Annotated in this window: 16 protein-coding genes; 12 read left to right on the forward strand and 4 right to left on the reverse strand. The window is 40.0% G+C overall.

Features of this window, described 5'->3' with window-relative positions; all coding sequences use genetic code 11:
* Positions 1 to 64: 64 nt before the first annotated feature.
* On the reverse strand, positions 65 to 2,407 hold the full coding sequence (locus PL9214_RS26620; RefSeq protein WP_072722286.1) for a HEAT repeat domain-containing protein: 2,343 nt from the start codon (positions 2,405 to 2,407) through the stop codon (positions 65 to 67).
* 474 nt (positions 2,408 to 2,881) lie between these two features.
* Here PL9214_RS26620 and PL9214_RS31630 point away from each other — a divergent pair, with 474 nt between their 5' ends.
* The 12 genes from PL9214_RS31630 to PL9214_RS26670 all read left to right on the forward strand — a co-directional run bounded on the left by PL9214_RS31630 (position 2,882) and on the right by PL9214_RS26670 (position 14,215).
* Complete coding sequence (locus tag PL9214_RS31630; protein ID WP_186440466.1) at positions 2,882 to 3,058, forward strand: hypothetical protein; 177 nt, start codon at positions 2,882 to 2,884, stop codon at positions 3,056 to 3,058.
* Positions 3,059 to 3,204: 146 nt separating this feature from the next.
* On the forward strand, positions 3,205 to 4,353 hold the full coding sequence (tal, locus tag PL9214_RS26625; protein WP_072722287.1) for a transaldolase: 1,149 nt from the start codon (positions 3,205 to 3,207) through the stop codon (positions 4,351 to 4,353).
* 293 nt (positions 4,354 to 4,646) lie between these two features.
* Positions 4,647 to 6,176 (forward strand): glucose-6-phosphate dehydrogenase, encoded by a 1,530-nt coding sequence (gene zwf, locus PL9214_RS26630; protein WP_072722288.1) that lies wholly within the window; start codon positions 4,647 to 4,649, stop codon positions 6,174 to 6,176.
* A gap of 134 nt (positions 6,177 to 6,310) precedes the next feature.
* Positions 6,311 to 7,642: a glucose-6-phosphate dehydrogenase assembly protein OpcA gene (opcA, locus tag PL9214_RS26635; protein WP_072722289.1), complete on the forward strand. Its 1,332-nt coding sequence runs from the start codon at positions 6,311 to 6,313 to the stop codon at positions 7,640 to 7,642.
* A gap of 552 nt (positions 7,643 to 8,194) precedes the next feature.
* On the forward strand, positions 8,195 to 9,532 hold the full coding sequence (locus PL9214_RS26640) for a hybrid sensor histidine kinase/response regulator (RefSeq protein ID WP_072722290.1): 1,338 nt from the start codon (positions 8,195 to 8,197) through the stop codon (positions 9,530 to 9,532).
* Between the two features lie 253 nt (positions 9,533 to 9,785).
* A complete protein-coding gene (locus PL9214_RS26645) occupies positions 9,786 to 10,928 on the forward strand; it encodes a hypothetical protein (RefSeq protein WP_072722291.1) in 1,143 nt (380 codons plus the stop codon).
* A gap of 106 nt (positions 10,929 to 11,034) precedes the next feature.
* Positions 11,035 to 11,217 (forward strand): hypothetical protein, encoded by a 183-nt coding sequence (locus PL9214_RS30885; RefSeq protein ID WP_139295164.1) that lies wholly within the window; start codon positions 11,035 to 11,037, stop codon positions 11,215 to 11,217.
* A gap of 37 nt (positions 11,218 to 11,254) precedes the next feature.
* Positions 11,255 to 12,217, forward strand: a complete 963-nt coding sequence (locus PL9214_RS26650; RefSeq protein ID WP_072722292.1) for an RpnC/YadD family protein — start codon at positions 11,255 to 11,257, stop codon at positions 12,215 to 12,217.
* A 111-nt stretch (positions 12,218 to 12,328) separates the two neighbouring features.
* Entirely contained in the window at positions 12,329 to 12,553 is a 225-nt protein-coding gene (locus tag PL9214_RS26655) for a DUF433 domain-containing protein (protein ID WP_072722293.1), read from the forward strand.
* Between the two features lie 22 nt (positions 12,554 to 12,575).
* Positions 12,576 to 12,842 carry a hypothetical protein gene (locus PL9214_RS26660; RefSeq protein WP_072722294.1) on the forward strand — a complete coding sequence of 89 codons (267 nt, stop codon included), beginning with the start codon at positions 12,576 to 12,578 and terminating at the stop codon, positions 12,840 to 12,842.
* A complete protein-coding gene (locus PL9214_RS26665; RefSeq protein ID WP_072722295.1) occupies positions 12,839 to 13,030 on the forward strand; it encodes a hypothetical protein in 192 nt (63 codons plus the stop codon). Before PL9214_RS26660 ends, PL9214_RS26665 begins: the two co-directional genes overlap by 4 nt.
* A gap of 144 nt (positions 13,031 to 13,174) precedes the next feature.
* On the forward strand, positions 13,175 to 14,215 hold the full coding sequence (locus PL9214_RS26670) for a DNA cytosine methyltransferase (RefSeq protein ID WP_072722296.1): 1,041 nt from the start codon (positions 13,175 to 13,177) through the stop codon (positions 14,213 to 14,215).
* Here the strand turns inward: PL9214_RS26670 and PL9214_RS26675 are convergent.
* From PL9214_RS26675 to gltB, 3 genes are all read right to left on the reverse strand, one after another.
* The gene (locus PL9214_RS26675; protein WP_072722297.1) at positions 14,212 to 14,904 is read right to left on the reverse strand and encodes an MAE_28990/MAE_18760 family HEPN-like nuclease; all 693 of its coding nucleotides are present in this window, start codon (positions 14,902 to 14,904) and stop codon (positions 14,212 to 14,214) included. The two genes, PL9214_RS26670 and PL9214_RS26675, sit on opposite strands and share 4 nt — an antisense overlap.
* Before the next feature lie 2 nt (positions 14,905 to 14,906).
* Positions 14,907 to 16,007, reverse strand: a complete 1,101-nt coding sequence (locus PL9214_RS26680) for a DUF262 domain-containing protein (protein ID WP_072722298.1) — start codon at positions 16,005 to 16,007, stop codon at positions 14,907 to 14,909.
* Between the two features lie 111 nt (positions 16,008 to 16,118).
* On the reverse strand, positions 16,119 to 20,765 hold the full coding sequence (gltB, locus tag PL9214_RS26685) for a glutamate synthase large subunit (RefSeq protein ID WP_072722299.1): 4,647 nt from the start codon (positions 20,763 to 20,765) through the stop codon (positions 16,119 to 16,121).
* Positions 20,766 to 21,214: the final 449 nt, after the last annotated feature.

The raw sequence follows: 21,214 nt of genomic DNA on the forward strand, positions 1-21,214 counted from the left end.
GCGTCTCTACAGGGGACGGATGGGTAGCAAAGATTTGAGGATTTCAGATTAGAATAGCAGTTAATTAATATTCCCTAACCCAACTTTCAACTGCTTCTAATAAATTCTCCTGCGACGCCACAAAGGAACGTTGCGGAAATGGTAACGGGAGGGGGTCGGGAGTTATCCAACCTAGGTGTAAAACGTCCGTGAGATAGTCGCAACAGTCGATGACTTCGGGGGTGGGTGTCCCATCTGCGAGTAACAGTATGAACAGATGGGGGGTTTGGAGTTGCTGTTTCAGGTGGATAATTTTGGTTTCTAGGTTAGCGGGGGTCTGCACTTCGGGAGGGGTTTCATCGGGTAAGAGTTTTTGATAAAGACGGTTACAAAATGCTTGGACAAATTCGTTTTTGGTGTTGAGGGTTAGTAGTTTGTTGACGTTGATACAGTGGAGGGGGAGGTGAGGAAGTTGGGTACAAATATCGGTGAATTGTTGTTCTAATTGTCGTACTGTTGGGGTATTGCCAACGGGGGTATTATCAATAATTTCAGGATGGGGGGTAAGGGTGTTGTGATGCCATGCTTGATAGAATTTGGGATAAGGTAGATTTTGGGCGCATTGCCAGAGGAGTTCATAGCATCTATAAAAAAGATCAAAATTATTCTTGTAAACTTCATCAGTTAGGTTATGGTTGAGGGCAAAAACTACATATTCATATTGTTTTTGTGTTTTGATGATTTTCCCTAACATCGTGGCAAGATTCCAGCGAGTAGATCGATTTTTAGTTATTTCTAAAACTCGAATTAACGCCTGTATTGCTAACTCATTTCCAACGGCAATTTCCTCGAAAATATCGGCAACGAAACTGCGAGTATCTTCATCCTCAGTAGTTTCTAAAACCTGAATTGACAGCCAAATTGCTAACTCATTTCCAACAGCAATTTTCCCTAAACTCTTGCCAACTCTCCAGCGTTCAATTTCCTCCTCAGTGGTTTCTAAAGCCCGAATTAACGCCCGTATTGCTAACTCATTTCCAACAGCAATTTTCCCTAAACTCTCGGCAACGAAACTGCGATCAAATTCATCCTCAGTGGTTTCTAAAATCCCAATTAACACCCGAATTGCTAACTCATTTCCAGGGTCAATTTTCCCTAAACTCTCGGCAACGAAACTGCGATCATCTTCATCCTTAGTGGTTTCTAAAACCCCAATTAACGCCCGTATTGCTAACTCATTTCCAACGGCAATTTTACCTAAAATCTTGACAAAATACCTGCGATCATCTTCATCCTTAGTGGTTTCTAAAACTCCAATTAACGCCCGTATTGCTAACTCATTTCCAACGGCAATTTTCCCTAAAATCTTGACAAAATACCTGCGATCATCTTCATCCTTAGTGGTTTCTAAAACCCGAATTAACGCCCGTATTGCTAACTCATTTCCAATGGCGATTTTCCCTAAACTCTCGGCAACCATCCTGCGAGTATTTTCATCCTCAGTGGTTTCTAAAACCCGAATTAACGCCCGAATTGCTAACTCATTTCCAACAGCAATTTTCCCTAAACTCTCGGCAACCATCCTGCGAGTATTTTCATCCTCAGTGATTTCTAAGTGCCGAATTAACGCCCGTATTGCTAACTCATTTCCAACAGCAATTTTCCCTAAAATATTGGCAACATCATAATACCTGGGATCATCTTCATCTTCAGTGGTTTCTAAAACCCGAATTAAATTAGCGATCGCGTTTTTTCTAATTGTCTCTGGCAATACTGTTTTTGCACCTTCTTTAATCAGATAAATAAAATTAAAATAACCAAACCCCCATTCAATAATCTCTTCTACAATTGTATCAGATAAACTACATTCTTTAAACTCATTAATTCCCACAGCAGATAAAAAATAGGCACGATAGCAATAAAAATCATACCCATCATCAAAACTAACTAACTTCTGAATAAACCCCTCTTTCTCCCCAACCTCCAAATCATCCCGCCCCAACCATAATAAAATCACCTGTTTCCATTGGGGTTGAAAAATGCGATACTCTTTCCCCTCCACCGGACAATTGACATGATTTCGAGGTAAAAAATAATCCCAATCTTTAATCGCTAAAGCTGCAAAATATTCCTGAAACGTGGGATGGAAAAACGCATAAACCGCTTGGTCTGAGTCCTTTTCCTCAACCGATGCTAACCCCACCCGATTTAACCATCCTAATTTTAACGCCCAATAAAATAGAGTATTTTCCCATTGCGGTTTTCCTAAATACTGTTCAACAAATTTTTCCTCTAAGCGAAACCGAAATTGTTCACGGTTTATAGCCGTTTTCGCTAATTCTCCTAACTGTTGATGGAGACATTCTTGCACCTCCAATGGAATTTGAAACGGTTTCTGTTCATCCTTCCATTGATAATGACCCTTCACCAACCGTTGATAAAGTCCCGCTTGGGTTTCCGGTAATTTTTGCCCCCGTTTCCAAGTCCGACATAATAACGCTAACCGCAGGGGATTTTTAATTAAATCATTAATGCGGGTTTGGTTGGGTTCTTTTAACTGGTTTAATAACTCCTGACTCTGGCTTGTATCGTTAAACCATTGTTCAATAAAATCCTGAATCTGTTGGGAATTAAAATCTAAATTGCGATAAACATCAAAATCCCTTAAAGCNCATTTCCTTTGCCATTATCGCTCCGTCATTCTTTGGTTTACTGCCTTTATTCTGGCGGTTCGTATCCCTCCCAACACTGCTTTTAATTCTGGATCGCTGCTTATTCACCTTTGTCATTTACTGAAGCAGAAACCGGGTTTCTGAATTATCTAACTTTTCACAACAAACCCTAAACGAGAAACCCGGTTTCTTGGATCTATTGAAAAATTATCTGAATAGGAGTTAATATTATGTCCTGTCCTCAAGTCGGTTGCAAACTGAGAAAAACGTCAGAAAATCAAGCCGTTTGTTTAAAAAATGGTTGTGTTTTTAGGTTAGAAAAACAGCAAACTGTTGATAATAATGGAATTTTATGGTTTTTATTGATTGCTTTGTTTGTGTTTATTATTGTGGTGGCTAGGGAGTAATGGAGGAAGCCGTTTTTACTCAGATAGAACTTATCAGGTCGGTGATATCAATAGAAAACTCTCCCCAAGGGAGGTTATTAACTTTAATATTGCAGCCCTAAAATAGAGATGGTATCGATGTTGATCACCCCGATAGGAACTTTATTATGACTGTTAATCACCTTTTAGAAATTGAAGATCTCGGTCAAAGTATTTGGATGGATAATTTAAACCGAGATTTAATTGAATCCGGTGAATTAAAACGGATGATTGAAGAACAAGGAATTCAAGGCTTAACTTCAAATCCGGCTATTTTTGAAAAAGCGATTAAAGGTAATGCCATTTATGATACTGATATCGAAAAAGGCATTAAAGCCGGAAAATCGGTATTAGAAATTTATGAATCCTTGATTTTTGATGATATTCGCAAAGCTTGTGATATTTTTAAACCGGTGTATGAACAAAGTCAAGGATTAGATGGGTTTATTAGTATTGAAGTTCCCCCTAATATTGCCTTAGATACAGAAAAAACGATTACGGAAGCCCGACGCTATGCTAAAACGATAGAACGGGAAAATTTAATGATTAAAATTCCGGGGACGGCGGAAGGTTTACCTGCGGTTAAACAGGTGATTAGTGAGGGAATTAATGTTAATGTTACCTTATTATTTTCCGTTGATAGCTATATTAATACGGCTTGGGCTTATATTGAAGGATTAGAAGCCCGTGTTACCCAAGGTCAAGATATTAGTAAAATTGCTTCCGTTGCCAGTTTCTTTTTAAGTCGCATTGATAGTAAAATTGATGAAATGATTGATGCCAAACTTAGAAATATTAACAATATCAACGTTAAGGCTAAATTAGAAGCGGTTAAAGGAAAAGTGGCGATCGCTAATGCTAAAATAGCTTATCAAGAATATCTTAAAATCATTAAAACTGATCGCTGGCAAGCCTTAGCAGAAAAAGGAGCAAAAGTTCAACGGTTACTGTGGGCAAGTACCAGTACGAAAAATCCGAATTATCCCGATGTTATGTATGTGGATGAATTAATCGGGCCAGATACCGTTAATACCTTACCTCCCTCTACTATTGAGGCTTGTATTGATCATTGTAATGTAGCGAACCGGGTAACAACAAATGTTGACAATGCCTATCGTTTGATTGAAAATCTCAACGATCCCGATATTGAGATTAATTTAGAGCAAGTCATGGAAGACTTACTAACGGATGGGATTGATAAATTTATTCAACCCTTTAACTCCTTGATGGCTTCTCTCCAAGACAAAGTAGAACGACTGGCGACCGTCGCCCGATAAATTCTCACAATCAGTTGTGTTAGGATTTCTCTAAAAAAGGACAATCCCAGAAGAGGTCAAAAACTAGGCTTCTTGGGGGTTGTCCTTCTCCATTTTCAAAGTGCTAATCTTAAATTAAACCAAAGTTTTAAAGGGAAAAAGACAATCATCTGTAAAAATTATTTATAATCTAAGTCAAACCCTATCAATCGGGAAACTGCTATTAAAGCCTCTCTGTGGTCAAATCTATGATCCCTAATCCTGATTAGTCCTGAATAAAAATTATTAATTGATTGATCGCAAAAGGAATCTCAATGGTTACACTTATTGAAAATCCCCTGCGGGTAGGACTGCAACAAGATCGAATTCCCGAACCCCAGATTTTAGTAATTTTTGGTGCATCGGGAGATTTAACCCAACGAAAATTAGTTCCTGCCCTCTATCAAATGAAATTAGAGCGCAAATTGCCCCCCGAATTAACAATTGTTGGGGTAGCTCGTCGAGAGTGGAGCCACGACTTTTTCCGCGAACATTTGCGTGAAGGAATTGAAGAATTTGGGGGCGGTTTATACTCCCAAGCGTTGTGGGACGACTTTTCCCAAGGTATTTTTTATTGTTCGGGGAATATGGATGAACCCGAAAGTTATCAAAAACTGAAAGCCTTTTTAAGTGAACTCGATGAACTCCGTCGCACCAGAGGAAACCGAGTCTTTTATTTATCTGTCGCGCCTCGTTTCTTCGCCGAAGCCATTCAACAATTGGGGGGAGCGGAAATGCTCACCGACCCCAAAAAGCAGCGTTTAGTGATTGAAAAACCCTTTGGTCGAGATTTAGGTTCGGCTCAGGTGCTCAACCGAGTTGTCCGTCAAGTTTGTTCTGAAGAACAAGTCTATCGCATTGACCATTATCTAGGAAAAGAAACCGTCCAAAACTTAATGGTATTTCGGTTTGCTAATGCGATTTTTGAACCTTTGTGGAACCGTCAATTTGTTGATCACGTCCAAATTACCGTTGCCGAAACTGTCGGTTTAGAAGGACGGGCAGGTTATTATGAAACCTCCGGGGCGCTGCGGGATATGGTGCAAAACCACCTGATGCAGTTATTTTCCCTAACGGCTATGGAACCTCCCAATTCCCTCGACGCGGATAGTGTTCGCAATGAGAAAGTCAAGGTTGTTCAAGCGACCCATCTGGCTGATATTAATTATTTAGAATATTCTGCGGTGCGCGGACAATATACCCCCGGTTGGATGAACGGCCAACAAGTTCCAGGCTATCGCTCAGAAGAAGGAGCAGCCCCCGACTCCACTACCCCAACGTATGCTGCGTTAAAATTTTATATTGATAACTGGCGCTGGAAAGGAGTACCGTTCTATCTACGAACCGGAAAACGAATGCCGAAAAAAGTCACAGAAATCGCCATTCAGTTTAAAGAAGTTCCCTATTTAATGTTCCAGTCCGCCGCAAAACAGGCTAACCCGAATGTTTTAGTGTTGAGAATTCAACCCAATGAAGGAATTTCCATGCGCTTTGAAGTGAAAACCCCCGGAAACTCATTGCGAACTCGCTCCGTTGATATGGATTTTCGCTACGATACCGCCTTTGGTAAACCGAATACAGATGCCTACGCCCGTTTATTGATTGACTGTATGTTAGCCGATCAAACCCTGTTTACACGCGGCGATGAAGTCGAAGCCTCTTGGCAAGTCCTCACCCCGGTCTTAGAAGTCTGGGATGCTCCGGCTCCGGCTGAGTCCGTTCCCCTGTATGAAGCCGGAACTTGGGGGCCAGTAGAATCGGAACTGCTACTTAACCGAGATGGTCGCCGTTGGCGTCGATTGTAAATCAGTGATCAGTGTAGAGATGTGCCATGGCGCGTCTGTTAATAGTTAGCAGTTGTTGCCTGATAACTATTAACTATTAACTGATAACTGATAACTATTAACTGATAACTGACAACTGATAACTGATAACTGTTATGAATACACCCCTTGTTGCATTACAAAAACCGAAGGATATTTCCTTAAGCCAAATTGAAGCTGAATTAAGTAGTATTTGGCTCAGTCAAAATATTGGAAATGGGAAAACCACCGCAATTGCCACTCGTGCAGCCACATTTAGCATGGTGGTTTATGAACCCGAAGAATTTCAACAATTGTTAGGGACGTTAGGGTTCTATGCAGGCAGTATTGATGGGATTCATGGAACCGCAACCCGCGATGCGATTAAGGAAGCCCAGAAAATATATGATCTACCGATTACCGGACGAGTTGACCCCGATACATTAACAAAATTACGGGAGGAATTTGCTAAACTTCCGGCTTCAAAACAAACGATTAGTAATCTGGACGCACGGGGATTTAGTATTAGTGAAACCATCGCCGCCCAAAATCCTTGTCGGATTATTACCCTTTGTCCGACCTTGGGAGAAGATACGGGAGTAACGGCTCAAGTTTCTGCCTATTGCCCGATTCAGAAAAAACACGAAGAAGGGTTAGTATGTTGTGAATATATCACCCTGCGAGGCACAAAAGCCGCTTTAGAACGGGTGGGAAATATCGTTTCATCGTTAATGATTCCCGATTTACCTAAATTTGTTTGGTGGAAAGCAACACCCAATCCTGAGCAGGAATTGTTTAAACAATTATCCAGTTGTTCCAATTGTGTGATTGTGGATTCGTCTTATTTTAGCGATCCTGAATCGGAATTATTAAAAATGCAGAATTTAATTGAAGAGGAAACCTATATTGCGGACTTAAATTGGCATCGACTTTCGCCTTGGCAAGAATTAACCGCCTCGGCTTTTGATCCCCCAGAACGCAGAACTTCCCTGGTTGAAATTGATAATATCACCCTTGACTATGAAAAAGGCAACGCCGCCCAAGCTTTAATGTTTTTAGGGTGGTTTGCGAGTCGTTTAGAATGGAAACCGGTTTCCTTTATTGATCAACAAGGGGATTATGACATCAAACATATTCGGTTTATTGGGCCGAATGATAAAGAAATTCTGGCAGAACTCGCAGCCATTCCAACGGCAGATTACGGTGAAATTCCAGGGGATTTAGTCGGATTACGGTTAACATCGGGAAATCCTAACGCTAACTGCTGCACGATTTTATGTTCAGAAACCACCGGATGTATGCGGATGGAAGCCGGAGGAAGTGCTCAATCTTGTCGGACGGAACAGGTAATTGCTGCAACGGATCAAAAAGCCGAGTCTCTGATGGCGCAACAGTTACAACGTTGGGGACGGGATGTTCTCTATGAAGAAAGTCTGGGTCTGACGGCTCAAATTCTGAAATTACAGTAGTTCCTTTGAAGTAGATTTTAGTGATTCCCCCGTGATAAACAGCTTATCATGGGGTATTTTTTTCGGCTAATTTTCTATTCCTTGTGATAGGTATCACGTCAAATAGTGACGGCTCCGCTTGACATCCTCTCAATATTTTAAAATATTATTTGGAACTAGAATTCCTATAATTTCTGACAATTTGTTAATATGGAAGAGGTTTCGGAATATCGGATTCTTTTCCGATAGAACAAATTTAGAAGTGCTTATAGCTTAAAAGAGATTTTGTGAAATGTGTTTTTAAGGGTCGCAATTCATCCACTGCCAACCTTTCACTTTTGGCTATTGTCACTTCCTGCCCCCATTTTTTGATAAAATGAGTTGAACCCCCTACAATCTAGGGAAATCTTTAATAGAGGAGTATTGTGTCTTTTGTCTTCCTTGTTGGAAATCGTCAAAATCTATCCGTAAATCAACGGTCGTTAACATTGATACTAGGGTTGAGTTGAGATAAAAATTGTCTTTCTGTTGGAACAATCCTGATTGATCCATAAAACATAGATTCCACTCGATATGAACTCCAACTCATTTAGAGAAACGACTATATTAATTGTTGATGATAGCCCAACAAACCTTAATTTATTGTCGGGTTTTATCGATAATTGTGGCTGGAAAATTTTAATTGCAACCCATAGTAAGCAAGCGATTGAAATAGCGGAGAGTGAGCAGCCTGATTTAATTTTATTAGATGTAATGATGCCGGGGGTTGATGGTTTTGAAACGTGTCAACACTTGAAAAATAACCCCCAAACCTATGATATTCCGATCATTTTTATGACCGCCGTGGCAGATAAGTTGGAGAAAGTTCATGGCTTATCCATTGGGGCTGTCGATTATATTACTAAACCGTTTCAATCCGAAGAAGTCATTGCTCGAATTAAAATCCATTTAAAAATTCGTTCTCTGACACAACAATTATTAGAAAAAAATCAAGAATTAGAACAACGAGTTTTAGAACGAACTGCTGAATTATCTCAAGCATTAGAAGATTTAAAACAATCCCAGATGCAATTAGTACAAAGTGAAAAAATGTCAACTTTAGGACATTTGATTGCAGGTGTAGCTCATGAAATTAATAATCCCATTAACTTTATTGCTGGAAATTTGAATCATGCGAGTATTTATATTAATGATTTAATTAATCATTTAAGACTCTATCAAACCTACTATCCTAAACCGGATCAGTCTTTAATTGATCATGCCGATTCTATAGATTTAGATTATTTAATTGAGGATCTTCCGAAACTGATTTCTTCGATGAAATTAGGAACAGATCGAATTTCTAATATTAGTACCAGTTTACGCACTTTTTCGCGTAGCGATACCAAGGTTCAAGTTGCTTTTAATATTCATGAAGGTTTAGAAAGTACCCTATTAATCTTAAAACATTTATTACAAGCCACAGATTATCGCCCGGATATTAAAATCATTAAAAAATATGGACAAATGCCGATGGTTGAATGTTATCCAGGGCAATTAAATCAAGTCTTTATGAATTTAATTAATAATGCGATTGATGCTTTAAATGAATCGAGTCAATCTAAATCCTATCAGGAGTTACTTCAACGCCCCAATCAAATTATAATTTCGACTTATTTAGTTGCTAATAGTCGTGCTGTTGCAATTTCAATTAAAGATAATGGAACCGGAATGTCGGAGGAGACTCGAAAATGCGCCTTTGATTATTTATTTACAACAAAGCCTGTCGGAAAAGGCACAGGACTAGGATTATCTATTAGTCGAAAGATTATTGAAGATAGTCATAAAGGGCGATTATTATGTCATTCTCAGTTAGGAGAAGGCTCGGAGTTTATTATCGAAATTCCTATTTGTAAAGAGTTTGGAATTTAATTGTAAATGATAGAACGGGAAAGAAGTATTTTTTAATATAAATAAATTTTAAGTGCCGAAGTAGAATTGAAGCGATATATAAACTATGTCCTTGATTTTATCTGGTTTTTAACGGCGTTGCCACCCCGTGATATTTTACTTTCTTTACATTTTTATATCAATGCTAGTAATTAAGGACTAAAAAATCGTTTCTCGTGGTAAAATCAGAAACCGAAAAGAAGAAACTTAGCGTTTCAAATTGAGGAAACCCAGTATGAGCAATCAACAACAAATTACAGACCTTTATAACACAGGAGTTGATCCGGATCGAAACCTGTTGGGTGATAGCCTTCCAGACCCTCACTATCAACTAGAAAGTTTTCCGGCCGGTACAGTAACACCCGCCGTTACCAGTCCTGATAATTCTTTAGCAAAGAATTGGGTTGCTAATACCGCAACTTCCCGATGGATTGGCCCCAATCGTCCTTCTGCTAATGGGCCAGTTGGAGAATATATCTATAAAACAACCTTTACTCTACCCATCTTTTCTGAAGCTTTAATTGTTGGTGAACTTTCAGCCGATGACAATGTTACAGATATTCTCATCAATGGGGTTTCTGCTGGTAATCCTAATCCTTTAGGGTCTTGGACAACGGTTAGTCAATTTCAGATTTCGACTGGATTTGTCGTTGGTAAAAATACCATCGAATTTAAAGTGAATAACTCTAATGGCCCTACAGGTCTTCGCATACATAGCATCACTGGAACTTATACACCTGCTTTGTCTACTGTCGGTAAAATAGTGATTAATGCAGACGAATGGACATTAAGTGATCACGGGCTCAATGTTGCTCCTGATGGAACTCAATTTGCTCTTAATATTGCCAATTACTTTGTAGGTAATCAAAACGGGAAATTCCATGTCCTTTCCAACAATTTCGGGTTAACTGGAGCCTCTCTAGCAACAGTAATGACCAATGCAGGTCATACTTGGACAAAGGGAATGAATATTAGTGTTAACTTAGCAACTCTTCAACAATATGACGGGATTTTTATCGGCGGTGATCCGATCGATAACCAGGTCTTAATTGAATACGTTCAGAATGGAGGAAAGGTTTACCTCTGTGCAGGTACAGGTCAAGGCGGTTCACAAGCAGAAGCCAACAATTGGAATACGTTCCTAGCTGCTTTTGGACTCAAATATCAGGGAACTTATAACGGAATTAGTGGTAATATTCCTGTGAGTAAACCCAATCATCCTTTGTTTGCTGGAGTCACAACCCTCTATCAGAATAGTGGAAACTCCATTACTGATTTACAATCTGATTCGTCCTTAAATGAAATTGTTTTTAATGATAGTAACGGACAAGGGTTAATTGCTACGGCTGAATTTATTCAAACACCTCCTACACCTTAACCCGCACCAAAACCCACTTCTAAAGCAAATACGTCAATATCAGGACTTACGCAATGCCTCTATCAGTAGGATGTGTTAGTGGCAGTTTAACGCACTAATACATTATATGTGGAGTAGCTGCGTAAGTCCTGAATATTCTAAGGGAATGTTACAAGGTGATCCAGAAGCGTTTTTAGTTGTATTAAAAGACATGAATGCTCAACTATTGAGTTTAAATTTATCTCGATTAACTTTAGAAGAATTTTTCATGCAGAAGTTAAAAGAAAGGGGAATTCATGCCAGTGCTTAGAGGGAAGGTTTAAATCTAAATAATACAATTAGTAATTATGACTGAAATCACCGCTAATTATGATGAAACCTGGAAAGAAGCTATAGGAGACTATTTCCAGTCATTTCTAACATTTTTTTATCCCGAAATTTATCAACATATTGATTGGAATAAACCTCCAATTTCTCTGGATAAAGAACTAGAGCAAATTACCGCCTCTGCGGAAACCGAAAAACGTTATGCTGATAAATTATTTCAAGTTTGGCTATTAGATGAGCAACAAATTTGGATTTTGATTCACGTTGAAGTCCAAAGCCAATATGATCAGGAATTTTCCCAAAGAATGTTTATCTATAACTATCGAGCGTTTGACCTGTATCATAAACCTGTGATCAGTTTAGCCATCCTGGGAGATGAAAGTAAATCTTGGCGACCGAATTCTTATCAATATGGTTTAGGGGATAGTGAAGTTAAAATTAAATTTAGCATTGTCAAACTCTTAGATTATCAATGGGAAGACTTAGCCCAAAGCCACAATCTTTTTGCTATAGTAGTAATGGCACACTTAAAAACTAAAGCTACCACTAGCAATTTAACCGAAAGGGAGCAATGGAAATGGAATTTAACCCGATTACTTTACGAAAAAGGTTATAATCGCAAAGAAATTGCTGATTTATATAAAGTTATCGATTTAATGATGGCTTTACCGGAAGCATTACAATTCAGTTTTGAGGAAAAATTAACCCAATATCAGGAGGAGAGGAAAATGCCTTTATTAACTAATATTGAAAAACGTGCTTTAGCAAGAGGTAAAGAAATTGGAGCAAAAGAAACCTCTCAACAAAGCATTTTTGATTTACTGGAAATTCGCTTTGGAACTTTACCCGAAAGCTTAATTCAAAGCCTCAAGCAAATTGATGATATGATCGTATTAAAGCAACTCCATTTACAAACAATAAGTGTTAATTCCTTGGAGGAATTTCAACAGCTAATAGACTCTAATTTAACTAATGAAAATTAATTCAACAGTGGAACAGGCATCCTGCCTGTTTCTCGACAAGAACATTGTTTTATTATTTAAACAGCAAACAAAAGTGCATACTGGAGTAAAGGGATTATGGAGCCGTTTTGAATGTCAACCCTATTGGAAAGAATCACAATTAATCCCAGGCAATGTGGTGGTCGTCCCTGTATTCGAGGGATGAGAATTCGGGTGTCAGATGTGTTAGACTTGTTTGCGGTTGGACTCAGTGCGGAAGATATATTGGAAGAAATGCCTGATCTCGAAGCAGATGATTTGAAAGCATCTCTTTTGTATGCCTCGCGGAAACTTAATCACCCAGTATTAGGGACATAAAAATCTGGATGGATAAAACAAAATGAACGAACAATTACTACTTAATAAATGGCACAAATTAAAATTAGAAGATCAAGAAAAAGTTTTAGCTTTTATAGATGCTATTGACCCAGAAAAACCAGAAGAAAAATTATCTGAAACGACTGAAATCGTTTACAAACCTCAGACAGAATTAGGTAAAAAACTTTGGGAAATTAGACAGAAAATAATTAAAGATCCCAATATTAAATTATTAGATTTGGATGATATAGAAGCTGAGTTAGATGAAATTAGAAGTAAAAATCAATGACAATTATTCTAACTTATTTAGATTCTGGAGTTTTAATCGCTGCTGCTAGGGGGACTGATATAGTATCCTTAAAAGCCACATCAATTTTAGATAGTAAAGAGCGACAATTTTGTTCTAGCCCTTTTGTCAGATTAGAAATTTTAACTAAAGCTAAATATCATAAACAGCAAGATGAAGTTTGGTGTTAATATTTGTTTAGTTCTGTTAAGTCGCCTTCAAGGTTATCTGTGGGCTTGTATTTAAGACATAATCTACGAACTCGCTGTCTTGTAGTTCGTATTCAAATACGCTAGACTACCCCGTTGGGTTAATATCTGAACAAGAGGAAGTGAATGAGTAGAAGCATCTCTACAGTGGATCTGTTTTGTGGTGCTGGAGGACTAACTCATGGTTTTGAGCAAGCAGGTCTTCCAGTCAAAGCTGGATACGATATCGATCCTGCGTGTCAGTTTCCTTATGAATATAACAATAAAGCAAAATTTATATTGCAAGATGTGGAAAATGTAAAGGGTTGTGATTTAGCAGAATATTTCTCTGGAAGCCGTATTAAAGTATTAGCAGGATGCGCTCCCTGTCAGCCATTTTCAAGTTATTCAAGACGTTATAATGATCAACAATTGAAGTGGAAGCTTTTACAGGATTTTGCTCGTTTAATTGAAGAATGCGAACCCGATATTATTTCAATGGAAAATGTACTTTTATTAAAACGTCATTCAGTTTTTCAGGAGTTTATCACCCAGTTGAAACAGTTGAACTATTGTTTTGAGTCTTATGAGGTTAACTGTTTAGATTATGGAATTCCTCAATCTCGAAAACGATTAGTCTTGCTTGCTTCAAAATTTGGAAAAATTAACCTAATTCCACCAACATATAACCCCAACAATTACCAAACAGTCAGACAAACTATTGGACACCTTGAACCCCTTTCTGCTGGTGAAACTTCTAAAATAGATTGGCTGCATAGATGTAGCAAACTTTCTAAACTGAATTTACGTCGTATTCGTGCTTCAAAACCCGGAGGAACTTGGCGAGATTGGCCTCAAGAATTAATTGCAGAATGTCACTTAAAAACAAGCGGTAAAACCTATCCAGCAGTATATGGTAGAATGGAATGGGATAAACCTAGTCCAACTATTACTACACAGTGTTTTGGTTTTGGTAATGGTCGTTTTGGTCATCCTGAACAAGATAGAGCGATATCTCTGAGAGAAGCAGCTTTATTACAGACTTTTCCACCAGAATATAAATTTGTACAACCTGATAAACCCCAGGCAATTGATCTAGTAGGACGATTAATTGGAAATGCTGTTCCTGTTAAGTTAGGCATGGTAATAGCTCGAAGTATTTTAGAACATATTCACGAGGAAAACTAAGGATATTGTATAGAACTATCTAAATATTCTTGATTTTCTAAATATTGTTGAATGTTTTGTAATATTTGCTGGAGATACTCTATTACCTCTTCCTTCACGTTCAGCAAATCCTCAATACTCGTCTGTTGCCCAATTTCTGCAAATGATTTATTGCCATGTGCTAAATCGTTCCGATTCTGCATTATCTCGTATAAATGTTCACCATGTTTGGTTTTGGAGTAGTCAGTATCAAAAGAGAATCCATACTTTCTAGCTGTTTTGGTAATCTCATCTCGATCAACATTCCCTGAAAATAATTCTCTTTTCTGGAAACCAGCAGTAATAATATCAAGAGAAATATCTCTGAGCCTAGAGTGAACATTATCAGGTGAGCGTTTTTTGAAGTTATATATAACTATTTTTTTGATCTCGATTCTCACCAAATCAAAGGAAATTCTTTGACTACTTATTTCATTAAATATAGCTTCTATAGCATTACGCATAGTTGATTCAATAAGATTATAAAGTAGTAAAAAGGCATTAGCTTTGAGCGTTTTTGCCAGGTTAGAATCGATAGCTGTAATTGTTTGATCACCATTATCTCCTAACACAGCTAATTTTGTTGTTTCTTGGATAAGCCCCTCTATAAATTCAAAATATTGATTTACTTCTTGGACACGGGTATGGAACTCTTCAACAACTGTTTGCATAGTTAACTTAAAAGTTGATCACGCACATATTCAATGCGCTTAATTACTTTAGGTCTGGAGTTACTGGCATCTGAGGTAGTATATTCTTTGAATTCTGGTGATTCAAGCCAATTGATTGAATTGATTTCAAGAGCAGGTTTTTCCCTCAAGGCGAGTGCAACACCTACAGAAATTGCCTCAAATCGAATTCGGGGTGTTTTTACATGGCCTTTTGCTTTACTAAATCCATTGGGAAAGTATTTTTCAACAAAATCTAACATTTTATGAAATTCGGAGCGCATACCATCTTGGTCAATTTCACGATGATTATGTTGTTCTAGGTATTCATTAAGAAATACATTAACCTGTCTATCAAAATTCTGATAATTGTTTAAATAAGCAAAGAAACGTAAGACAAATTCTTCAGGTTCGCGTTTGCGGACAAGTGCTTCTGATATGGGGCATAGTTTAATAAATTTGGGATCTTTGGCTAGTTCTTCAAGAAGATTGACAAATGGGCCAGGAGATATGCCTCTCCGCTTCTCCATATCATTGAGTTGAACACTACCCGTATTGATGCGTTCAAACATATCCCGTCGAGTTTCTTCATCAGCTTTCTCAGTCAGGACAATCATGCGAATAGTAGCACGGTTGAAACGTCTCTGTCTTGCCAGTGGCAAATCGCTGAATTTGAAGTAGTTAAGCTGCTTTAGCTTTTCTAGCCCACAGAGCTTTAGCTCATCATTGAGAAATCTGTCTAAAGTACGGATACGTTGGGTTCCATCAACAATTTCTAACCGAGCTAAATCTTCCTCATCATCTTCTTGTTTCGGTCGTAAATCAGCAACAAAAATATAGGGTATAGGTAGTCCGAGAAAAATAGATTCAATAAACTTTGACTGCCGAGTTTCTTCCCAAATCATATCTCGTTGATAATCTGGTATATACAACTCACTCATATCTTCATCTAGCCCATCTCTATATTTCTGGACAAGCACTTCCACTGGATATTCTTTTGTGTCATAGTCAACGGTTTTTTGCTTTTCCCGAATTTCTACTTCTGCGGCTTCTCTTTGTTCATGTGTAATCTCAGATTCTGGCAGTATTTTTGGGATTTTTGGCATATTGATCTCCAGTTTTGACAACATGGATGTTATAGAGGTTTAGTTACATCTAATGTACTTAAAGAAGAACAGACATTTTGCCTGTTCTTCTTACTGATCAATTATAAAGAATTAGATTGCAACCGCCAATTCAGCAACTGACGCTTCAGGACTATCTTTCTCCGAAGGAGGAACAACCTGCCAGAACTTCGGTAAATACTCCGACCAGTTCGCCAGAATTGCCTTAGCCTTCTCGCTTCCCGTGCGTTCCGCGTGCTGTTCAATTAACTCTTTTAACTGCTGTTCACCCATCGGCGTACTCACCCGTTGAATTTTGACAATTTCCGGGTTAATCATTTCAGGAAACTCCCCATCTTCATCGAGGAAATAGCCTAAACCGCCCGTTTGTCCAGCACCCACATTCCGCCCGACTTTACCCAGCACCACCACAACACCGCCTGTCATATATTCACAACAGTGGTCGCCAGCGCCTTCAATAACGGCTTTACCCAAGGAGTTCCGCACCGCAAACCGTTCTCCAGCTTTTCCGTAGGCGTATAACGTTCCCCCCGTCGCCCCATATAAACAGGTATTCCCGATAATCACATTCTCAGACGGGTTATAAGTGACAGCCGCCGGAGGTTTAATAATAATCTCTCCCCCGTGCATTCCCTTCCCGACATAATCATTGGCTTCCCCGGCTAGAGTTAACTTCATTCCCGGTAAATTAAACGCCCCAAAACTTTGACCCGCCGAACCTGTAAAGTTAAGGTTAATTTGTCCTGCAAAGCCTTTATCGCCATACAGCGAGGCAATTTTACCTGCAATGCGGGTTCCTACTGTTCGGTCAGTATTCACCAAACGCACGGTTTTTGTCACCGTCCCTTGATTTTGAATAGCGGTGGCAATTTCCACATCTTCTAATAACACATCATCCAAAACCGGGCCGTTACTATGGATGGGTTCATGATTTAACCAGTTGCGATCGCTGCTAACGGGAGGTTGAGTTAAGACCTCTAAATTCAGGTGTTGAGTTTTGGCAACATTGACGTTATCCCGACGTTTCAACAAGTCAGACCGTCCGACTAAATCGACTAATTTCCGATATCCCAACGCCGCTAAAATATGGCGCACTTCTTCAGCGACAAAATAGAAGAAGTTAACAACATGACCCGGAGTTCCAGGGAACCGCTCTCGCAGACGTTCCTGTTGAGACGTTACCCCCACCGGACATTTATTCGTATGGCAAATACGCGCCATTACACAGCCTTCCGCTATCATCGCAATGGTTCCGAAGCCGAACTCTTCAGCCCCCATTAACGCCCCCATTACCACATCCCATCCGGTTTTGAAACCGCCATCAACCCGCAAACGTACCCGGTCGCGGAGTTTATTTCCCATTAACACCCGATGCACTTCCGTTAACCCTAATTCCCAAGGGCCACCCGCGTGTTTAATGGAGGAGAGGGGAGACGCACCCGTCCCGCCATCGTGACCAGAAATTTGAATATAATCTGCGTTGGCTTTAGCAACCCCGGCTGCAATGGTTCCAATTCCGACTTCTGCCACTAATTTTACTGAAACCGTCGCTTTCGGGTTAATTTGGTGCAAATCAAAAATTAATTGGGCTAAGTCCTCAATGGAATAAATATCATGGTGAGGGGGAGGGGAAATTAACGTGACTCCGGGTTTCGAGCGCCGCAACATGGCAATATAAGGGCTGACTTTTTGACCGGGTAACTGTCCCCCTTCTCCGGGTTTTGCCCCTTGAGCAATTTTAATCTCAATGGACTGGGCACTCATTAAATATTCCGGTGTCACCCCAAACCGTCCCGATGCGACCTGCTTAATGGCAGAACTGGCACTATCTCCATTTTGCAATCCTTTTAAATAAGGACGACTCAAGGAAATTCCATTTTCATCGACATCGTTAAAAATCTTGAAGCGGGCGGGGTCTTCTCCTCCTTCCCCTGAGTTGGATTTACCCCCTAAGCGGTTCATAGCAATGGCTAACACTTCATGGGCTTCTGGAGATAAAGCCCCCAAGGACATCCCCCCGGTACAGAAGCGTTTAACAATGTCTTCAACGGGTTCAACCTCATCTAAAGGAATTGAATCGCGATCGCTATTAAAGTCTAATAAATCCCGTAACGCCGTTACCGGGCGGTTTTCCATAAATTGACGATAAATTTCATATAAATCAAATCCATCTCCCTCCGTAGAGCGAATAGCTTTATGGAGTAATTTTGTCATTTTGGGGTTATTTAAGTGATATTCACCTCGCTTCATGGCATTAACAAACCCAAAGTTTTCTAATTTTTTAGCTTCTAGGGGGAAGGCTTTAGCGTGGAATTGATACACCTCTTGGCTTAACTCAGAAATCGTTAACCCACCCACACGAGACACCGTACCTCGGAAGCCAACCTCTAGTAAATCTTCTCCAATACCAATGGCTTCAAAGATTTGTGCTCCTTGATAGGATGACAGCAGCGAGATTCCCATTTTGGATAGGATTTTGAGTAACCCATCTTCTACCGCCTTGCGATAGTTCTTCTGAGCTTGTTCGATGGTGATGGCGGGAATTTTCCCACTTTCCATATTGCTCTGAATTAGGGGAGTAGACCACCAATGGCGTACCGTTTCCAAAGCCATATAGGGACAAATCGCCGACGCTCCATAACCGACTAAACAAGCAAAATGATGGGTATTCCAACATTGGGCTGTTTCCACCACAATTGAAGCGTTTAACCGTTTCCCGGTTTTAATTAAATAGTGGTGTACCGCCCCGGCTGCTAATAACGGAGGAATATAGGTTTGTTCAGCCGTTAACCCTTTATCGGACAGAATAATAATTTCTTTGCCTTGATCTACTGCTTCTGCGGCTTTTTCACACAGTCGAGTTAAGGCGATCGCACAACCATTTGGCCCACTTTCTAACCCGTAAAGGGTTGAGAGTGTCGTACTGGGAAAATCAGACTGACGCAAAGCTTCTAATTCCGATTCGTTCAGCAGGGGAGAGTCAATTTTAAACAGTCGAGCATCTTCGGGTTTCGCATCTAACAAATTCCCCCGTTTTCCTAACCGCATTGACAACGACATCACAATCCGTTCCCGTAACGGGTCAATAGGCGGGTTTGTTACCTGAGCGAATCGTTGCTTAAAGTAGTTGTATAACAAATGGGATTTATCAGACAGCACCGCTAAGGGAATATCATCTCCCATACAGAAGGTTGCTTCCTTCCCGGTACTCGCCATATCCGCAATTTGGATATCTAAATCTTCCGCGCCATAGCCAAAAGCCGTTTGCTGTTGGAGGAGGTCGTTAGGTTCTAATTGTTTTTCCGCAGCAAAGGGTTGGGGTTCGAGGTCGTGACGATATTGTTGTAACCAGTCCCGATAAGGATGTTCATGGGCGACCCGTTGTTTAATCTCCCAATTTTTGAGAACTTCATGGGTACTTAAATCTACCGCAATCATTTGTCCTGGCCCTAAACGGCCTTTTTCCTGAATTTGATCTTCAGGAACATCCACCACCCCCGCTTCCGAGGCGACCATAATCACGCCATCTTTGGTAATACAATACCGCGCCGGACGTAACCCATTACGGTCTAAACAAGCTCCAATTTGTTTACCATCACTAAATACTAATAATGCTGGCCCATCCCAAGGTTCTTGAATACCACTGTAATATTCATAGAAATCGGTAATTTCGGGCAAATCTTTCAGGTTTGGCTGGTTTTTATAAGCTTCGGGAACCATAATCATCAGCGCTTCCAACGGACAACGCCCGGTTCTCACCAGCAACTCCATCACATTATCTAAATTAGCTGAATCACTATTTTTAGCATCGACAAAGGGAATTAAGGTTTTTAAGCGATCGCCCCAAACCGGATGGGATAACACCCCTTCCCGTGCCCGCATCCAGTTAATATTGCCTAACAGGGTATTAATTTCGCCATTATGCCCTAACAGTCGCATCGGTTGAGCTAAGGGCCATCGGGGCATAGTATTGGTGCTGAAGCGTCGATGGTAAACCGCAAAATTGCTTTTATAGGCAGGGTTCGTTAAGTCTAAATAAAATTCTCCTAAGACTGCTGAACGCACCATCCCTTTATAGACAATGGTACGGCAAGACAGAGAACAAATATAAATATTCTCACCCCAAACTAATCCCTGTGCTTCTAAGGCGACCCCAGAGGAACGTCGAGCTAAAAACAATTGTCGATCTAAATCATCCCCCGTGTAACCCTTCGCTGAATAGACAATTACCTGTTCAATACGGGGTTGATTTTCTCTGGCTTGTTCTCCCAAAACTTCCGGTTTGACAGGAACTTCCCGCCAACCGACCACCACTAATTCTTCTTGTTTGAGGTCAGTTTCAATAATTTCACGGGCTTTAGCTGCTAAATCACTATCTTGGGGTAAAAATACCATCCCCACCCCAAATTTACATTCCGGCTCTTGCAAAATATCAATATTTCGTTCTGCAAACCAAGGCGTGAACAATTCCCAAGGAATAGCGGTCATGATCCCCGCCCCATCCCCGGAGTCTTGGTCTGCACTACAGCCCCCCCGATGTTCTAAACAAGTTAAGGCTGGTAACGCTTTTTGAATAATAGAATGACTTGCACCCCCAGATGGGTTGGCAATAAAACCCACCCCGCAAGCATCTCTTTCTTCAACTAACCAGCGTTGACCGCCATAAGGGTAGCCCATATTCCCGTGCATATATTCTTGTTGATTCTGTTGTTGGTTGTGATTGACTCTCGTGTTATCCATGTCTTGATTCTATCGAGTGAAGGTAAACGCAGCACCGAAGCACAAAAGATTGCAGTGTCGCGTCAAGGGATGGGGCGGGTTAATGATCATGAAATACTGGACGGGAAGACCCCGCCCCTACTGCGTTTTTCCTGAGATTCTATGTAACAAGTAAGCGTTACGTTCTTTACAATAAGAATCAAATTTTAGCCAAAATTTACATAGGGCGGAAAAACCCCGCCCTTACTAGCATACACTGAATTGGATCACACTTTGAAATAATTTGAGGATTCGTTGACAAAGTACAGGATTGACGGTTGACTGTTCACTGATACGAGTTCATCGTTTGAAAGTGTTAATGATACAACGGTTAACTTAACCCCCCTGTCATGCTGAACGAAGTGAAGCATCTACGAAGTGAAGCATCTACGAAGTGAAGCATCTACGAAGTGAAGCATCTACGAAGTGAA

The sequence above is a fragment of the Planktothrix tepida PCC 9214 genome (assembly GCF_900009145.1).
Taxonomy (GTDB): Bacteria; Cyanobacteriota; Cyanobacteriia; order Cyanobacteriales; family Microcoleaceae; genus Planktothrix; species Planktothrix tepida.